The organism is Mariniphaga sediminis, from assembly GCF_003573545.1.
Classification (GTDB): domain Bacteria; phylum Bacteroidota; class Bacteroidia; order Bacteroidales; family Prolixibacteraceae; genus Mariniphaga; species Mariniphaga sediminis.
Window position 1 is genome coordinate 78,634 of sequence record NZ_QWET01000016.1, and the last position, 18,451, is coordinate 97,084.

Genomic DNA, 18,451 nt, shown 5'->3' on the forward strand with positions numbered 1-18,451 from the left:
AGAATATTTAAAGGTGGAGTTAAACCAAATTGACTCCAATTGAATAGCCTTTGCTTCATAAGCCGGAAAAAAATCAATTTGGATATTTAAGTTTACTTTTTCTGGAGATAGTCAAATGAATCAAAAAAATATCAAAAAAATGAAACATAACTTTTTATTTGCGTATCTATGTATTTTTCTTTTTTCATGTTCGCAACAGAAAAAAGAGATTCAATTCGCAGAGCGCCCCAAAACCCCCGTTATGGGCTGGGCCAGTTGGAACAATTACAGGGTGAACATCAATGAAGATATTATAAAACAACAGGCCGATGCCATGGTTGATCGGGGCATGGCCGATGCCGGCTACCGTTACATAAATATCGATGACGGATATTTTGGTGGCCGCGATTCGGAAGGGAATTTACTGGTACACAAAGAGCGTTTCCCTGGAGGGATGAAAGCCTTGGCCGGGTACATTCATTCGAAAGGCTTACGTGCCGGTATTTACACAGACGCAGGGATTAACACCTGCGCATCCTTCTGGAACAAAGATACCCTTGGGATAGGTATGGGACTTTTTGGACACGAATACCGCGACCTGTCGTTGTTTTTAAATGACTGGAAATATGATTTCGTAAAAATCGACTGGTGTGGCGGCGACTGGTTGGGCTTCGACGAACAAATCCGCTATACCGAGCTGGGCAGGATAATACGCGAACTAAGGCCTGATGCAGTTTATAATATTTGCCGCTGGAAATTTCCGGGGAAATGGGCTGTACAGGTTGCCGATTCGTGGCGCATATCAGAAGATATTGCCAATACCTTTGAATCGGTGATGCACATTGTGGATTTGAATGCCGATTTATGGTGCTACAGCGGCCCCGGGCATGTAAACGACATGGATATGTTGCAGGTGGGCCGCGGAATGACCTACGAAGAAGACAAAACCCATTTTACCATGTGGTGCATTATGAACTCTCCCTTGCTGGCCGGTAACGATTTAACGACCATGTCGGACGAAACGCTTTCAATTTTAACAAACGAAGAGGTAATTGCCCTCAACCAGGATCCGATGGTATATCAGGCACGCCGTTTGGTTGATCACGGCGATCATGAAATTTGGGGCAGGCCTTTGGTTTCAGCTATAAGCGGCGAGGTTGGGGTTGTTCTGCTCAACCGTGGCGAAAAGCCGGCCGAAATCACTTTAAACCTCGAAACCATTGGTATTAACGCTTCGGAAGGTTACAAAGTAAAGGATTTGTGGAAAAAAGAAACACAGCAAAATGTTACCAAAGATTCGTTGACATACACGGTTCCCGTTCATGGCGTGGTAGCCTTAAAAATTGATGGTGAATCAATCCCGTTCAATATTTTTCAACAATAAGAGTTCAAAAAAAATAAATCTTCCCCACTACCCCTCGTTTGCAACAGGGGATAGACTGTTTCGTATTTGTAATGCATTTTTTTCAGCAACATGGTTTTTTATGATGTAATCGCTATTTTTAAAATAAAAGAATGTCAGCAGACAATTACTTTATTACTGACCAGAACGCTGTTTATTTTTTAACATTCACTGTTTGGCTCATGAAAATCCGGTTCGGGCTTTGATAGTTGCGAAACCATATGAATACCTGCTTAGTTAGGCACGCGATTATTCAGGTAAAAAAGGTTTTGTACATGCACAAACAGAAATCTAAATCAGTAAAAAGACTTAATGGAAAATTGAGAGTTACAAACTCTAAGACAGCTTCCCCCTCGTTGCAAACAAGGGGCAGTTGGGCTTGCTGCAGGAGAGGTGGAAATGACTTTATAATCATTAAAACCATGTATAAAGTGTTCCACCTAATGGGTACGGAGCCGCTAAAACATTTTAAGGATAAAGATTCCACCAATTTTTATAATAATCTCTTACAAGCAATACTTCTTCAGCTGCTATTCCTTTCCCAATTTTTTGTTCGTTCGTATTAACCATGAATGGATTCAAAGGTGGGAAATGACCGTCTATTGTATATTGAACACACCATAATACATATTCTCCAAGAAAAACCTTTCCAGGTCTGTTTCCCCAAAACAACAACTCTTTCAAAATGAACAAATTAATCATTTTTAACTTACGGACAAGCTGTTTTAAGACAAAGATGTCTTATATTGTATTAATTATTTGAGTATTAATCAATTTAATAGATTACGATTATGGGATTAGTTGTTGCGCCTGTATTAAAAGGTATGGAAGAAGAATGGAAAAATTGGATTCTAAAAATGAAGGGTGAAAAGAAAAAAGACTGGGATGAACTGAATAAACGTTATAGTCTTACCCGCCATGATGTCTGGGCAGTAGAAACTCCAAATGGATTAATGGCAGTTGTGCTTCACGAAGGTCCTGGTGCGGAATCGTTTATGCACGATGTGGCAGTATCTGATCATCCTATTGACATTCTTATGAAGGAAAATATAGAAAAATGTCACGGGATGGATATGAATGCCCCGCCTTCGGGCCCTATGCCGGAAAAACTTATTTAGGTTAGGACTTTAAGATGACTATTGAAATATTGGATATTGAAATAGACATTCAGTATTTCATTAGTAGTTTTTAATTTATTGACGTGATGATCAAGTTCTCTGCTGGTTCGGATGTACAGCCCGCCCCGTTTAGCAACACGCTGACGCAAGATTGCATCTTGTGGCAATTTCCAACGATACATCAACATACGTGTGGCGTAAAAAGGAACACGGTAAAATCGTGCCTCTTTGGGAACAAAAGAAAAAACACATACTACCGGTTTTGAGGAAATAAAATAAATGCCAGGATAAATACAGAAAAAACTGTCACAACTGACGACCTTTTTTGTACTCTTCCTAACAATTGGAAGTTGCAATCTAATTTGCGAGAGTTTGGCATGAATCACCACCGAACCTGAACCATTAATGAGCCATTTGAGCCAATAATATTTTAATTTTACCCTAATTTATCTAATTCCCGTTCAATACGGTGCACAAGGTAAAAAGGCAGATTAACAAGAGTAAACGTTTTACCTGCAATAGTTTTGGCTTTTTGTATCAGGTATTCCCCCTGATAGACTCTTACTGCAATATTATGAGGGGCACGATCCATAAACTGGTGCAACGATTTTAATTTTCCAATACTTCCTGATTTTACTTCAATGGGAATAAGTTTTCCCCGCCAGGGTAAAATATAATCTACCTCGGCACTTGATTCTTTTTTGTCGCGTACCCAAAAATTTAGTTTGTTACTAATCGAGAAATTGGATGCAAGCAACTCCTGTCCGGTAATGTGCTCGGCAATAATTCCCCGGTATGTATCACCAATATTTTCGTTAAAAACGAGCTCGCCCATCAATCCCCGTGCATGATTAATCAATCCGGTATCTAACACATGGAGACGGGGTTTCCTTTTCAGTGAAGGAGAAGCCGGTACTTCCAAATTGGTGCTTGGATATACCATCCGTATCAACATTGTTTTTTCGAGGGCACGAAATGCTTCTCGCATTTCTCTTGAACGGTATTCCGAATTTCCAAATTTTTCAAATGTAACTTTAGTCCCACCCATAGCAAAAGCATGGTCAATGACATGCCTGATGTAAGTTGTTTGTGCTGAAGAAACAGCATACTTTTCCACATCGTCGGAAAAAGAATAGATTAGACTATCGTAAACCGAACCGAGTGAAGAAATATCGGTACCGTTTGCATAAAGTTTCAATACCTCGGGCATTCCACCAATGGTGGCATATTTTTTAAATTGTGCCGTAAGCTGGTTATGCAAAAAAACCGGGACTTCAGGTCTTTCAAGCTCTGCTGCCAATAATTCGTTATTGGTGGCATAGAGGAATTCCTTAAATGAACAGGGGTGAATTGCCAGGTATTCCACCCTGCCCACCGGGGAGGAAATTTTTCTGTCCATTATGCTCTCTAAAAGTGACCCCGCAGTTATTACGAACAGTTCATTAGCCTCTTCATAAAAATACCTGAGAAGAGCTATCGCTTTTGGAGAGTTCTGAATTTCATCAATAAAAATAAGGGTTGTCCCCCCGTTTCTCTTCTTCCCTGCATAAATAAACAGGTTAGTGATTAAATCAAGGAAAGGATAGTTCTGCTCAAATAATTGTCTTTCTTCTTCTTTTTCAAGATTAAGGTAAATGTACTGGTCAAACTGTTCAGAAAACATATTTATAGCAGTAGTTTTCCCTACCTGCCTGGCACCTCTTATGACCAGAGGTTTTCGGAACTCCTTACTTTTCCATTTTACCAGTTCTTCTAATATTTCCCGCTTAAACATTTTTACTTTTGTACTAAAGTGAGGGTTAAAAATACAAAAAGTTGTATTAAAGTGAGGGTTAATTATAAAAAATATTGTATTACAGAGAGGGATACATTTTATACCAGACAAACAATTTTATAAACTAAAGACCATGTAATGCTTTCAAATATAATACGACCATGAATAAATTTTATCCACACAAAAGCAATATTATCATTTTCATGGGGGGTTACATTGAACATCAATGAAAACAAACAATAATAATGAGAAATACAGCTAAGTGTTAACTACCACCATTCTTTATCAGGTTTTACAGAAAGTAATTCGCAATGCCTTCCTGAAACTGCAACCTATAAACTCACAAAACCGACACAAGTACTGAGATTGGCACACTTGTATAATTTATACTAAACGCAAAAAAGAACAAATAACAACAGAATACGTATTACTTTTTGTCCATGGTATAATTTGATTATTATGATTTTATCGGACGTCATGTCCATTTTATAAAGAGGTCTTAAAATATACAACTATGCCAATCTACATGGATCGTCATGATGTTTCAGAAGAGGTAACTGCTGAAGCTGTTGCAAAACTTCATCAAGAAGATTTGAAAATCCAGCATAAATTTAACTGCAGGGGATTAACATATTGGTTTGATGATAAAAGAAAGACTGCATTTTGTCTTATCGAAGCACCAGACGAACAGAGCCTTATTAATATGCATAACAGCGCCCATGGTGTAGTTCCTCATCGTATTATTGAAGTTGAACCCAGTATCGTGGAATCATTTTTAGGAAGAATAGAAGATCCTGAAAAATCAAAAAACGTCAGCCTGAATATCATTAATGAACCTGCATTCAGAACCATTATGATGACGGGGCTTGAGCAATTATCCTATCTGGATACGGAAATTCAGTCTTTGAAAGAATCTATAAATAAAATCAATCAATCAATTTCCGCTACAATCAAATCTTTCAAGGGAAGGGTAGTTAATCAAACTTCAGATTATTTTCTGGTTTCTTTTGAATCTGTCTCACATGCCATTAACTGTGCCGTTCAGGTACAAACGGATTTTAATCAGTGGAAAGAACAAAATAAGTTGGATAATATTGAGCTGAAAACTGGATTAAGCGCTGGTGTTCCTGTTACTGATAAAGAATCTGTTTTTGAAGATACCATTCAAAGGGCTGAACGTTTGTACTATATTTCAAGGGCAAAAATTGTGATCACAAACGAGGTTAAAGAGCTATACCAGAGCGAGAATCAAAATGTTTCTTTTCAACCCGATATTATAAGTCCAATATCGCCAAATGATGAGGATTTACTCCATAATTTAATGGACTACATGGAATCAATCTGGACTAAGCATTCATTTCACTCTAACGATTTAAGCAAAGAATTAAATTTAAGTAAATCCAATCTATACCGGAAAATGACCTCAATTACCGGAGAATCGCCTAATGCATTTATCAAAGAATTCAGGCTTAACAAGGCTTTAAGTTATATTCGCTCAAAAAAAGGGAACATTTCAGAAATTGCCTATGAAACAGGCTTTGGAAGTCCCTCATATTTTACAAAATGCTTTCAACAAAAATATGGTGTAAGCCCTACCGACTACCTTCATTTACTGGACATTTAGTACAATCCAGAATAAAAGACAATTTTGTATTTATTTTGAATCAATCTTACAAGCATTTGAATAAAATGTAGTAACACCTGAGCACTTTTCTGCCGTATATTTGATTTTCTATAACAGTCACAATCATCTAATCAGTAGCTGACCGCAACAAAGGAAATCTGTTCAGGATTACGAATGAATCATTTTAACCAGGTACTATGAACAGAACATTATTTGAACGATTAGAAGGAAGAGAAGGCATCGCAAAAATTGGGAATGATGCGGTTGAAAACCACATGAACAACCCGGGAGTGAGTACACGGTTTTTGTCTTGCAAAGAAAATCAGGAGGATTTGGCAGTAATATTTAAATAATAATGGAGGATTGAAAAATGAAAATTGCAAAAGAAAACATTGAAGTAAAAATGGAAATTCCTGGCGCCGTTGTACGCCAAAGAACAGATTTTGGTGATGCATCAGGATTAGGTAAAATTAGCGGTGAGTATTTTAGCCTTTCTGAAGGGGTCGATACTACTCCTCTTTTTATCGGACTTGAAGGAAACCAATGCCAATGTCCCCACTGGGGATATGTTCTGAAAGGTGAGATTACAACTACTGATGCAGAGGGCAATCAGGAAACAGTTACCACAAATGATTTATTCTACTGGCCTGCCGGGCATAATGTTAAGGTCAATGCTGATGCAGAAATTATCATGTTCAGCCCACAGCATGAACACAGTGAGGTAATTAATCACATGATTGAAAAGACGAAAGGATAATACGATGGAAACAAAAATTAAAAATCTGCAAGAAGACATCTTGCAGGAATTTGAAACAAAAATCAGGGGAGAGTTAGTATTTCCCGACAATCAGAAGTACGAAGAAACCCGTAAAGTCTATAACGGAATGATCGATAAGAAGCCGGGGCTTATTGTAAAATGTGTCGATGTTGCAGACGTAATTTCTGCAGTAACTTTTGGCAGAGAAAATAATTTGCTCGTTTCGGTTCGCGGAGGAGGTCATAATGCCGGGGGGCTTGGAATTTGCGATGACGGATTGGTCATTGATTTATCAGGAATCAAATTTATTCGGGTTGACACATCGGATAATACGGTACGTGTTGGAGGCGGCAATGTTTGGGGAGAAGTAGATCATGCAACTCATCCTTTTGGCCTGGCTGTGCCCGCTGGAATAATTTCAACAACCGGTGTCGGCGGATTAACCTTGGGCGGTGGCGTTGGTCATTTATCCAGAAATTTTGGATTGACTATTGATAATCTTCTTGAAGCGGACATGGTTTTAGCTGACGGAAGTTTTGTGACTGTAAATAATGAAAAGAATACCGATCTTTTCTGGGCAATAAGGGGAGGAGGAGGAAATTTTGGTATTGTAACTTCCTTTAAATTCCAGGCTCATGAAGTAAACACAGTTTATGGCGGACCAACATTATGGCCTATTGAAAAAACGGAAGAAATAATGGAATGGTACGATGGTTTTCTTCATAACGCCCCCGATGAATTAAATGGATTTGTCGCCACTTTGGTTATTCCGGGGCCACCTTTTCCGCCTCATTTACACAACAAGAAATTTTGCGGAATTGTCTGGTGCTACTCTGGTGACGTAAAAAAAGGACCTGAAGTTTTTGAGCCAGTTATAGCCATGAATCCATTGTTTGAACATGTGGGAGAAATGCCTTATCCTTCAGTACAAACTTTGTTTGACGGACTCTTGCCTCCAGGCATGCAATGGTACTGGCGAGCTGATTTTTTCAATGACATTCCCGCTGATGCAGCGGCTCTTCATAAAAAATTCGGTTCAGAAATTCCAACACCACTTTCGCAAATGCATTTGTATCCAATAAGTGGCGCGGCTGGCAGAGTTGGGAAAACGGAAACTCCCTGGGCATATCGCGATGCAAAATATGCCGGCGTATTTGTTGGTATTGATCCGGATCCTGTTAATGCAGAAAAAATTACAAAGTGGGCTAAAGATTACTGGAATGCATTGCACCCATATTCTTCAGGGGGAGCCTATTTAAACTTTATCATGAATGAGGGACAGGAACGGATTAAAGCAAGTTACAAGGATAATTATGAGCGATTAAGTCAAATCAAAAAGAAGTATGATCCCGCCAATTTTTTCCGGGTAAATCAAAATATTGTTCCGGCTGAGTAAGCGGAACACTTACTATCAGGTGAACATGATCTTTTTGGATATTAATTTTCAATCATTTCACATGATTTCCATTCCAACAGCATTGGGATGCCCTGCGGTAGCAATTCCTTGATCAAACCTTCAAGAACGCGAAATAGGTATTTAGGTGTCCATACAATATGATAGGTACACCTACACCCATAAATTACATGGTTCTGTCAATTGAATCATAATAAAAGACATAAATGTCTTTTATATCTACGGATTAATTTGTAACTTGTTTAATATTTGAACTTAACCCCAATTACATGATAATCAGATGAATTGTTTAATGTAAAATCAGTCATCATGAAACTCAAAACTATTCTTTTTTTATTAAACATTTGGATTATTGGAGATAAAGATCCTTCCAATATCTCCTATGGTTCAATTTTATCCTCTCTATCTCAGGCGAAGTCTGAGGTTGAACTTTTTGATGGACTGGGCTCATATAAATGCAGCTTAAGTGAATTTTCTTCAAATGCTCAGGATTACTTGAATCAGGGTTTTATTTGGTTGCAATCCTTTAACCATGATGAAGCAATTCGCTTGTTCACAAAAGCAACAGAAATTGATCCTAATTGCGCAATTGCATGGTGGGCGATATCGTATGCTCAAGGACCAAATTATAATGATCCATTCATGACGGAGCAAAGGAATCAAGCTTCGTGGGATGCATTGCAGAAAGCTATAAAACTTTTAGAATCTGCATCACCTATAGAAAGAGACCTCATTGAAACATTGAAAACCCGATATGAGAATCCATTCCCAGCAGATCGTTCAAAACTGGAAAAAGCCTTTGCTGAATCAATGGCAAAAGTTTGGAAGAAATACCCTGAAAATCCGGACGTTGGAGCAATATATGCCGAATCAATGATGCAAATCAGACCTTGGGGTTTATACACTACTGACCGCGAACCTGTAGAAGGCACGGAATTTATTGTAGAGACACTGGAACAAGTTCTTAATTTGAACCCAAATCATCCCGGAGCATGTCACTTATACATACATGCAGTTGAACAAGGTAAGATTCCTGAGAAAGCGCTTGCAGTTGCTGAACGTTTAGGCAACATGGTTCCTGCCAGCGGACACATGATTCATATGCCTTCGCACATTTATACCAGAGTAAACATGTGGGATCGTTCGATTATTCAAAACGAATTAGCCATGGAGGCGGATATCCGGTATCGAAAGATTTCTCCAAATCAGGGAATTCAACATATGTATATGGTACATAATAATCATATTCTTTCATATTCTGCAATGATGATAGGACATAAAAATAAAGCTCTTGATGCATCCCGTCATATGTGGACCGATATACCCAAGGATAAACTCAAGATGCTCACGCCTGACATTGATATTTGGATGTGTTCTGTTTACGATGTGCAAAAGCGCTTTGGCCTTTGGGATGAACTACTTGAAGAACCTGCACCTCCAGAATTTATGCCTATAACTTCTGCTATGTGGCGGGCACATCGTGCTATTGCATATGCCGCTAAAAAGAATTTTGATGCTGCAGAAACAGAGTATGCTGAGTTTAAAGAATTATACAACACTACTCCTCCACAGGAATTGTTATTTCCGGGATGGACTGAGGAGTCATATCGAAAACGTTTGGATCCGATTCTTCATTTTGTTCCCGGTGAAATTGCACTACAAAAAGAAGATTATGCACTTGCCATTGAACATTTGAAAAAGGCAGTGTTGGCAGAAGATGAATTAGGTTTTGGTGGAGAGCCACCTGAATATCTCCAACCAATCAGACATACTCTGGGTGCCGTTTATTTTAAAGCTGAAAAATTCGAAGCTGCGGAACAAGTGTATCGCGAAGATCTTGAAGAGTTTCCCGGAAATGGATGGTCATTGTATGGATTAAGCAGGGCCCTTGATGCACAGGGTAAATCAACAGAAGCGGACATTGTAGAAAGACAGTTCCTAACTGCTTGGGCAGAAGCAGATGTTCCACTCCTTAAAACAACATGTGAATGTATTAAGGACATGTAATTATTCAGCTTTCCAATTTTTTTAATGTCAGCAAAATGTGATAGGTACCTTCCTATTCTATTACTTCAGGTGTATAAGAAGTGGAATTTTCATCAGGATTATAATCAATTTTACAGTCTCTGATGTTATCCTCTGGTGGTTCCGGCATTTTCAGAGGAAGCGATTCCATTGGGAGAACCGTGTCTCGATTCGATACAATACAGCTCGCAACTTTGTAGCAACACTTCGGGATATGGTCCCTGAAGGCATAACACCTTTCGAAACTTCTGAACTGAAGATTTCTTACAATGAGAATGCTGTGGAATACACTCATATCGTGCTTGATGAATTTGAATATCCCCTGACAGCCGGAAGTTGCAACCTGATTTGTGAAAGTTTAGTGTAAATAATCAGCAAATTGGATCAATCTTTCAATATTTTTCAATACAAAAATTAGTAAATTGTATATGCAATTTTTAGCATATGCTTTTATTTTTATCCATTACAGGTATTTTTTTGTCATTAATTTTACTGTATTTCAATGCGAAGAAATACACATCTACCATCTACCTGAGTTTATTCTTTTTATTTATTAGCCTTTATGGTTTTTATCAGTACATTTTACTGTATTCCAAATCAGTAACACTTATCAGTCTTTTCCTTTTTAATTTATCGGTTGCAGGCTCTCCCGTTTATTTAATCGGGCCGATGCTATTTTGGTACACAAGAAGTGTTTTAACAGATGATGCGAAACTGAAAAGAAGCGATTTTTGGCATTTTATCCCAGCAGTTATCTTTTTTATTTCAGCTTTACCAAATTCCTTTGTTCCCTGGCACGAAAAAGTAGAAGCTGCTGAAACTGTTATTCATGACCAGAGCTACATTATGATTTACAAAGCCACATTATTAAGTGAAATTTTCTCTTCTGTTACAATTTTCATAACACGTCTCTTCCTGGTTTTAGGATATACAATATGGTCTATTGGCTTATTCATAAACTATCTGGTAAAGAAAAAATCATCTGCAGTTTTGTCGAAACAACAATTTATGAGAAAATGGTTGTGTTATTTACTGGGATTTATGTTGATTTTGGTTGTCAGCCAGATGGCCCTCGTCATTAAAAGTTTTGAAATGCATTTTTCTACCGTATTCTTTACATTTAATATCATACGTGTTGTATCAGTAGTCGGGCTTCTTGGATTGCTTATCTCGCCATTCTTTTTTCCAACCATTCTTTATGGGTTACCCCGAATGTCTAAAACAAATGAGACAAAGCCGTCCTTTTATTCTTTTGAATCCGATTATCTTCAATCCATAGGGAAAAAATCAGATTCTGTTATGGAAGAGCTGCAGCTTTATCTGGAACCCGATTGTAATCTTGCCTTTTTTTCAAAGCAAATTAATATTCCAGCTCATCATCTTTCATATTATTTCAGGGAGGTAAAAAAACAACGTTTTAATGATTTCAGAAATGAGTGGCGAATTAACCATGCAAAAGCCCTTATTCAGGAGGGAAAGGCAAATGAGATTACCTTGGAAGCCATTGGGACGCTTTCCGGATTCTCATCGCGAAATGCATTTATTACTGACTTTAAAAAGCTGGAAGGAGAATCTCCAGGCACCTATGCTGCCCGCTTCAATTAAAAAATTTCTTTAAAAACCATCTTCCCTTGCACCATTTTTCAAAAACAGTACAAGGTGAACCTCCAAAAATTTCCTCTTTTTTTTTCACTTCCCGAATTTTGTTTGAAGTTATATAACTACAGCTGAATTCATGAGACGGTAATGCAAATCTGGATTAACCAGCCACGCATGACCGTCTCTGAACAGCAGTAGTAAAAACACATTCTTAATTCAACTGAGTTATAACTTTAAAAACTAAAAATCATGGAAAAAAAATTGTTTGAAAAAAGAACCATCAAAAGAATGATTCCTTATGTATTAGCTCTAGTTCTGATTTCTATTTCATTCCAGTCTTGCCAAAAGGATGAAATACTACTGAACGATTTTGAAAATGAATCTATCCAATTAAAAAGTGCAACTATTTCAATTGGTGCGATTGATGCACTGATTGATAAAATTGAAAATTATGAAACCGCAGGTGTATTAGATTCCAAACTGGCAAATGTTTTTATCAAAGAACTTGAAAATGTAAAGAAAAGCCTGGAAAAAGGAAATGAGAAAGCGGCAGAAAACCTGCTTCAGGCAATCATATATCAACTTGAGGGTATGGTGAAAGCCGGAAACATTGAGACATCTATTGGTGAAGGACTTATTTCTCAACTGGAATCAATGGTTGGAGAATATCCAACATTTACTGATACGAGAGACGGTCATGTTTATAAGATAGTTACCATCGGAAATCAGACCTGGATGGCTGAGAACCTGGCGTATGATGCAGGTACCGGATGTTACGCTTATAACAATGATGAAAGTAATGTGGCTATTTATGGCAGATTATATACATGGAATGCAGCGATGGCAGGAGGAACCACCCCCGGTGCACAAGGTATTAGCCCTGATGGTTGGCACATTCCAACGATTGCAGAATGGGAAGAACTTCGGTCGTACCTTGGTGGAGAAGAAGTTGCCGGCGGAAAGATGAAAACAACAGGTACAATACAAGATGGTACTGGTTTATGGGTAACTCCAAATACAGCGGCTACCAACGAAAGTGGTTTTAGCGGGTTACCCGGAGGTATTGTTAATTACTCAGGTAATTCTGAAGCTATAGGCATATATGGATTTTGGTGGAGTTCTAACCAAACCACAACAACCACTGCTGCAAATATGCGTTTAGATTTTGGTTCAGGGTATTTAGTTCGACAAGATCTGAATAAGATATATGGGCAAAGTATCCGTTGTATTAAAGATAGCGAATAAGTGAAGTTTGACTATTTGGTTAATTTTGATTTTTAGGGAAATACAGAATTAATCTAAATGATTTCGGAGAATTAGGCATTTACATTCTAACCTTGAATAAATCCAGGCTCAAAAAAAAGAGGTCGATACTGACCTCTTTTTGCTTTTGGCTCCCCTGACAGTTGGAAGTTGCAACCTAATATGTGAAAGTTTGGTGTGAATTTGCATCAACTTGAACTAATCTTCTTGTATTTTTCAATACAAAAAATTCGTAAATTGTACCTCATAATTAATGTAGTAGATGCTTTTATTTTTATCGATAGCCGGCATTTTCTTGTCTTTGCTTCTACTGTATTTCAATGCAAAAAAATTTGCATCTACTACCTATCTCGGTATTTTCTTCTTTTTGATTAGTCTGTATGGTCTTTATCAATATATATTATTGTATTCAAAATCAGTTACCTTAATCAGTCTTTTTCTTTTTAATCTTTCTTTATTCAGCTCTCCGGTTTATTTAATTGGACCAATGCTTTACTGGTATGTCAGAAGTGTGCTAACTGATGATCCAAAATTGAAAAGAAGCGATTTATTGCATTTTATTCCTGCAATAATTTTTTTCATTTCAGCCTTGCCAAACACTTTTGTTCCATGGCAAGAAAAAGTAGAAGTAGCAAAAACAGTTGTAAGTGATCAAAGTTATATAATGGTATATAAAGCTACATTATTAAGCGAATTTCTCTCTTCAGCTACCATATTTTTAACTCGACTTTTTCTGGTTCTTGGGTATACAATATGGTCAATTGTTTTATTTATTAATTACATAAAAAAAAGAAAATCATCATCAGTATTCTCGAAGCAACAATTCATGAAAAAGTGGTTATGCTATTTGCTCGGGTTTATGTTGATTTTGGTGATCAGTCAGTTGTTTATGGTATCTAAAAGTTTTGAGATGCATTTTCCCGCGATATTCTTTACATTCAATATCATACGAGTAATATCGGTAGTTGGGCTTGTAGGGCTTTTAATCTCACCATTCTTTTTCCCGACTATTCTTTACGGATTACCCCGGATGCCCGAAAGAAATGAAGAGGAAAAAGATAACAGGCTGACAAATGAGACTAAACCACCTTCCAATTCTTTTGAATCCGATTATCTTCAATCCATCGGACTAAAATCAGATTCTTTAATGAAAGAGAAGCAGCTTTATCTTGAACCTGAATGCAATCTTGGTTTTTTCTCCAGGCAAATTGACGTCCCGGCTCATCATCTTGCATACTATTTTAGGGAAATAAAAAAGCAGCGCTTTAATGATTTTCGCAACGAGTGGCGGATTAACCATGCAAAATCCCTCATTCAGGAAGGCAAAGCAAATGAAATTACCCTTGAAGCAATCGGATCACTTTCCGGATTCTCTTCCCGTAACGCATTTATAACCGACTTCAAAAAAACAGAAGGCGTTTCGCCAAGCGTGTATGCCTCCCGATTCAATTAAAAAAATTTCATAAAGAACTCCCTTTCTTGTACCATCTTTCAAAATCAGTACAAGGGTAACCCTCAAAAATTTCAGCATTGATTTTCACTTTCCGAATTTTGTTTCAGGTTATTTAACTACAGCTGAATTTATGAGACGGTCATGTTAAACTGAATCAAACGGCCACACATGACCTTCTCTAATCAGCAGTAGTAAAAACCATTTTAATTCAACTTAGTTATAACCTTTAATTAAAAAATCATGAAAAAAGTACTACTTCTAAACCTGATGTTGCTCATCATAAGCTGGGCAATAAGTGCACAAACTGCCACCCCGCCTGCAATTGGCGATGGTTCTGAAAGTAATCCCTATCAAATTGCAACTCTTGAAAACCTTTACTGGATTGCAACGAATTCATCTCGGTCTATGGGGGATAATTATTTTATTCAAACGGCAGATATTGACGCATCTTCAACTGCAAATTGGACCGGTGGCTGGACTCCTATTGGCAATAGTACGAATAATTTTTGGGGACACTACGATGGAATGAATCATGTTATTTCAGGTCTTTATATTAATAGTTCCTCTAATGCTGAAATTGGGCTTTTTGGTTTCACACAAAACGCTGAATTTAAGAACCTGGGTATTACGAATGTTTATATTGAAGCAGAAAGTGCAGAAAATACAGGAGCACTTTTAGGATATGCCGATTTTAATGTTATAGTTGATAACTGTTTTAGTACGGGTACAGTAAAGGGACATTATTTCACAGGTGGATTAGCAGGTTATTTGACAAATTACAATACTAATACAACCATCCGTAACAGTTACAGTACGTGCAATGTAAGTGGTTCTCAATATGCAGGAGGATTAGTTGGTGTTTGTCAAAGTTATGTTTCTATTCTTAATTGTTTTCATGCTGAAGGCACTGTTGAATGCAATGAAGGTTGCGGAGGTCTGATTGGATATGTTAATGGAGCAACAATCTCACAATGTTATAGTACTGGAAAAGTGATAGGTAATTCCGGTGCGGGTGGTTTGATTGGTATTAATGCTGGTTCAACAATTTATAATAGTTACAGCAAGTGCCCGGTCACAAGCAATTCAACTTTTCAGTCATGCGGAGGCCTTGTTGGATTAACTATTGGCAATGCAAACATAATCAATTCCTATAGTACCGGATCTGTTTTGTCTGGTATGGGCGGATTGGTCGGAGGCTTTAATCCTGATTATGGTACTCCTACTATTACGAGTTCTTTTTGGGACACCGAAACATCAGGAACAACCTTGAGTGCAGCAGGTGTGGGAAAAACCACTGTACAAATGACAATGGAATCGACCTTTACCAATGCAGGTTGGGATTTTACAACTACTTGGGGCATGAACGCAGGTTGCAATGACAAATATCCTTACCTGATCCCAAAGGTCATCAGGTTACCATCGGTAACCATTACATGCGATGTTAATGGAGAGATATGTTCCAACATGACACCGAATTTCACGGCAACGCCACACAACACCGGCGTAGGCGATATTTACTATTCATGGAAGCTTAATGGTGAATCGGTTGGATTAAACCAGAATCCTTACACTTTAATAGACCTTGTACCTGGATATGAGTATAAGGTAAGCTGTGAAATAACTGTTGCCGACACTACCTGTTGTACTTCTGTCACAGCTACTTCGAACGAAATTACACTATACGTCACTGACAAACCAGATGCTGGAGAGATAACCGGGAAAAATCTGATTCAGGTTGGGGATACCACTACACTTAGCTCAACTGTTACAGGTGGCTTCTGGTTGAGTGCTTATGATACGATTGCCACAGTAGATGAATATGGCAAGGTTACCGGCACGGGTGTCGGAGAAACAACTATAGGTTATGCAGTAATAGGAGATGATCCATGCAATGAAGTTGGTTGGACGGAATTTCAGATTACAGTAAGTGAACCTCAGAGCCAATGTACGGGTTCCGCTTTGGCCGTATTTGCCTATCTCGATAACGACAATAACATGAACCCGCAAAATGCAACCGGTGAACCGGATGACCAATTCGCTGCGATTGGATACATGGAACATGTTCAGCTTGACCTTACCGGTGGCAACCTGACCATTGCAAGCCCGGTAACCATCCGTATGAGAAAAGAACCGGGCGGCGATAACTCATTTGCCTTGATATTTGAATCTGAGAATGGCCAATACTGGAGTGTGCCAGGACCGTTCACGGTGACAACCGATGATTTTACAGAATATAATATCAACTTGAACGAAAACACACGCTACATCAGCATTGAAAATCTTTCTCCAAACTGGTTGTTTGTCGAATCGGTCACATTCAACTACCCCTGTCAGGAATGTACCGATGGTACACTTACACTGATCTCGGACAATAGCCAACAATCAGTTTGCCTTTCGACCGCCGTCGGCGACATCGTTTACACAACAGGTGGTAGCGCGACCGGAGCAACCGTGGAAGGGTTACCGACTGGAGTTGGCGGAACTTTCGATAACGGAACATTCACGATCAGTGGTACACCAATTGTATCAGGCACTTTCGATTATACAGTTACCACCACAGGTATTGTGTCGCCTTGTGCAGAAGCAATCGCCACAGGGACCATTACTGTTAATGCACTGCCGGATGTTTCGGATATTATTCCTTCAACTACAGATCCGATAGCAATTAATGTATTATTATCAATAACTGTTTCATACTCGGATGTTGACGGCAATGTCGAAACTGCTGTTATTGACTGGGGAGATGGAAGTAGCAATGACTTTTCAATAAAAGAGCATTCTTATGCTAGTGCAGGAGTTTATACAATAACTGCATCGGTAGTCGATGATTGTGGTAAGGTAACTAAAACATACCAGTATGTTGTCGTTTACGATCCATCCGCAGGCTTTGTAACCGGTGGCGGCTGGATAGAATCACCAATATGTGACAATGTTGATCCTGCTTATGAATATATGGATGTAAGTGGCACAGCTAATTTTGGTTTTGTTGCCAAATATTTGAAAGGAAAACAAACACCTGATGGCAGCACCGAATTCCAGTTCAAAGCCGGAGGTCTGAATTTCAAAAGTACCGATTATGAATGGTTGATAATCGCTGGTTCAAAAGCTCAATATAAAGGCTCAGGTACAATTAATGGTTCCGGCGATTTCGGATTTATGCTTAGTGCTGTCGATGCTGATTTAGCCGAAATTACTGAAACGGATCTCTTCCGAATCAAAATCTGGGATAAAAACAATGGTGACGCAGTAGTATATGATAACCAATGTGGAGCTGATGACTATGCTGATCTAGATCAAACGACTGCAATTTCAGGAGGTTCAATTGTGATTCATTCCGCAGACAATAAAACCAAATCAGCTACCATTCAGATCGACTTTGACAAGCCGGAATTGAATGTTTATCCCAATCCGTTCAGCGAAAGATTGTATTTTAAATTTATTTCACCTGTCGATACCCATGTCCGCATTGATTTATACGACCTGACAGGACGACTAATTCAAACGGTATTTAACAATCAGGTTGAAGCAGAAATAAAATATACAACGGATTTTATTCCGGGGAATACTGTTACCAATATGTATGTTTATCGCATGACGATGGGAGAAACAGTTTTCAATGGGAAAGTTTTTTATAAACAGTAGCGTTTATTAAACACGAATATTGACCATCAAAGGAAGCAAGTTAGGTTTTAACTTAACTTGAAATTGGCGGAAATAACACATCTACTAAAATTTATGGAGAAAAATTTTATCCGAATTTGACCTGTAAACCTATTAACTTTACTATACTTTCGATTATACACAATGTTGGGGATTGATCTATAAAATGAATTGCTAAGTTGCAACTTGTCAATTCACAAACCAATGCAGGTACTTCTCAACACCAGCAAGGTTTTGAAAAATTCAGGCATAAAAAAAGGAGATCAAAATTGATCTCCTTCCATATGGCTCCCCAGGTAGGACTTGAACCTACGACCTACGGATTAACAGTCCGCCGCTCTAACCAACTGAGCTACTAGGGAATTTTTTTATTTCTTAGAACG

General features: G+C 38.3%; 13 protein-coding genes and 1 tRNA gene. 11 read left to right on the top strand and 3 right to left on the bottom strand.

Annotated elements, in window-relative coordinates; all coding sequences use genetic code 11:
- Positions 1-241: 241 nt before the first annotated feature.
- Positions 242-1,363: a glycoside hydrolase family 27 protein gene (locus tag D1164_RS17890; protein WP_241558300.1), complete on the top strand. Its 1,122-nt coding sequence runs from the start codon at positions 242-244 to the stop codon at positions 1,361-1,363.
- A 486-nt stretch (positions 1,364-1,849) separates the two neighbouring features.
- Here the strand turns inward: D1164_RS17890 and D1164_RS17895 are convergent, their stop codons facing one another.
- Complete coding sequence (locus D1164_RS17895) at positions 1,850-2,119, bottom strand: DUF4943 family protein (protein WP_449405542.1); 270 nt, start codon at positions 2,117-2,119, stop codon at positions 1,850-1,852.
- A 53-nt stretch (positions 2,120-2,172) separates the two neighbouring features.
- On the opposite strand from D1164_RS17895, the gene D1164_RS17900 reads away from it, so the two are divergent.
- A complete protein-coding gene (locus D1164_RS17900) occupies positions 2,173-2,499 on the top strand; it encodes a hypothetical protein (protein ID WP_119351269.1) in 327 nt (108 codons plus the stop codon).
- 436 nt (positions 2,500-2,935) lie between these two features.
- On the opposite strand, the gene D1164_RS17910 is transcribed toward D1164_RS17900, so the two are convergent.
- A complete protein-coding gene (locus D1164_RS17910; protein WP_119351271.1) occupies positions 2,936-4,273 on the bottom strand; it encodes an ATP-binding protein in 1,338 nt (445 codons plus the stop codon).
- A gap of 514 nt (positions 4,274-4,787) precedes the next feature.
- Between D1164_RS17910 and D1164_RS17915 the strand changes: the two genes are divergently transcribed.
- The 9 genes from D1164_RS17915 (at position 4,788) to D1164_RS17950 (ending at position 18,050) form a co-directional block, all read left to right on the top strand.
- Entirely contained in the window at positions 4,788-5,897 is a 1,110-nt protein-coding gene (locus tag D1164_RS17915; protein ID WP_119351272.1) for a nickel-binding protein, read from the top strand.
- A 197-nt stretch (positions 5,898-6,094) separates the two neighbouring features.
- Complete coding sequence (locus tag D1164_RS23825; RefSeq protein WP_172594517.1) at positions 6,095-6,250, top strand: hypothetical protein; 156 nt, start codon at positions 6,095-6,097, stop codon at positions 6,248-6,250.
- Between the two features lie 17 nt (positions 6,251-6,267).
- On the top strand, positions 6,268-6,654 hold the full coding sequence (locus D1164_RS17920) for a cupin domain-containing protein (protein ID WP_119351273.1): 387 nt from the start codon (positions 6,268-6,270) through the stop codon (positions 6,652-6,654).
- Positions 6,655-6,658: 4 nt separating this feature from the next.
- On the top strand, positions 6,659-8,050 hold the full coding sequence (locus tag D1164_RS17925; RefSeq protein WP_119351274.1) for an FAD-binding oxidoreductase: 1,392 nt from the start codon (positions 6,659-6,661) through the stop codon (positions 8,048-8,050).
- A 327-nt stretch (positions 8,051-8,377) separates the two neighbouring features.
- Positions 8,378-10,075, top strand: coding sequence for a tetratricopeptide repeat protein (locus D1164_RS17930; RefSeq protein WP_119351275.1), 1,698 nt, complete (start codon positions 8,378-8,380; stop codon positions 10,073-10,075).
- Between the two features lie 495 nt (positions 10,076-10,570).
- Positions 10,571-11,698, top strand: coding sequence for a helix-turn-helix domain-containing protein (locus D1164_RS17935; RefSeq protein ID WP_172594518.1), 1,128 nt, complete (start codon positions 10,571-10,573; stop codon positions 11,696-11,698).
- A 243-nt stretch (positions 11,699-11,941) separates the two neighbouring features.
- Positions 11,942-12,937: a fibrobacter succinogenes major paralogous domain-containing protein gene (locus D1164_RS17940; RefSeq protein ID WP_119351277.1), complete on the top strand. Its 996-nt coding sequence runs from the start codon at positions 11,942-11,944 to the stop codon at positions 12,935-12,937.
- A gap of 844 nt (positions 12,938-13,781) precedes the next feature.
- Positions 13,782-14,408: a helix-turn-helix domain-containing protein gene (locus D1164_RS23830; protein WP_172594519.1), complete on the top strand. Its 627-nt coding sequence runs from the start codon at positions 13,782-13,784 to the stop codon at positions 14,406-14,408.
- 240 nt (positions 14,409-14,648) lie between these two features.
- Positions 14,649-18,050 carry a PKD domain-containing protein gene (locus tag D1164_RS17950; protein WP_119351279.1) on the top strand — a complete coding sequence of 1,134 codons (3,402 nt, stop codon included), beginning with the start codon at positions 14,649-14,651 and terminating at the stop codon, positions 18,048-18,050.
- 303 nt (positions 18,051-18,353) lie between these two features.
- On the opposite strand, the gene D1164_RS17955 is transcribed toward D1164_RS17950, so the two are convergent.
- A tRNA-Asn gene (locus tag D1164_RS17955) sits at positions 18,354-18,430 on the bottom strand.
- Positions 18,431-18,451: the final 21 nt, after the last annotated feature.

What these genes read in the sequence shown, in the direction of transcription:
- D1164_RS17915 (WP_119351272.1), top strand. Translation starts at nt 4,788, where the DNA reads ATGCCAATCTACATGGATCGTCATGATGTTTCAGAAGAGGTAACTGCT.
- D1164_RS17890 (WP_241558300.1), top strand. Translation starts at nt 242, where the DNA reads ATGGGCTGGGCCAGTTGGAACAATTACAGGGTGAACATCAATGAAGAT.
- D1164_RS17910 (WP_119351271.1), bottom strand. Translation starts at nt 4,273, where the DNA reads ATGTTTAAGCGGGAAATATTAGAAGAACTGGTAAAATGGAAAAGTAAG.
- D1164_RS17950 (WP_119351279.1), top strand. Translation starts at nt 14,649, where the DNA reads ATGAAAAAAGTACTACTTCTAAACCTGATGTTGCTCATCATAAGCTGG.
- D1164_RS17930 (WP_119351275.1), top strand. Translation starts at nt 8,378, where the DNA reads ATGAAACTCAAAACTATTCTTTTTTTATTAAACATTTGGATTATTGGA.
- D1164_RS17900 (WP_119351269.1), top strand. Translation starts at nt 2,173, where the DNA reads ATGGGATTAGTTGTTGCGCCTGTATTAAAAGGTATGGAAGAAGAATGG.
- D1164_RS23825 (WP_172594517.1), top strand. Translation starts at nt 6,095, where the DNA reads ATGAACAGAACATTATTTGAACGATTAGAAGGAAGAGAAGGCATCGCA.
- D1164_RS17920 (WP_119351273.1), top strand. Translation starts at nt 6,268, where the DNA reads ATGAAAATTGCAAAAGAAAACATTGAAGTAAAAATGGAAATTCCTGGC.
- D1164_RS23830 (WP_172594519.1), top strand. Translation starts at nt 13,782, where the DNA reads ATGAAAAAGTGGTTATGCTATTTGCTCGGGTTTATGTTGATTTTGGTG.
- D1164_RS17925 (WP_119351274.1), top strand. Translation starts at nt 6,659, where the DNA reads ATGGAAACAAAAATTAAAAATCTGCAAGAAGACATCTTGCAGGAATTT.
- D1164_RS17940 (WP_119351277.1), top strand. Translation starts at nt 11,942, where the DNA reads ATGGAAAAAAAATTGTTTGAAAAAAGAACCATCAAAAGAATGATTCCT.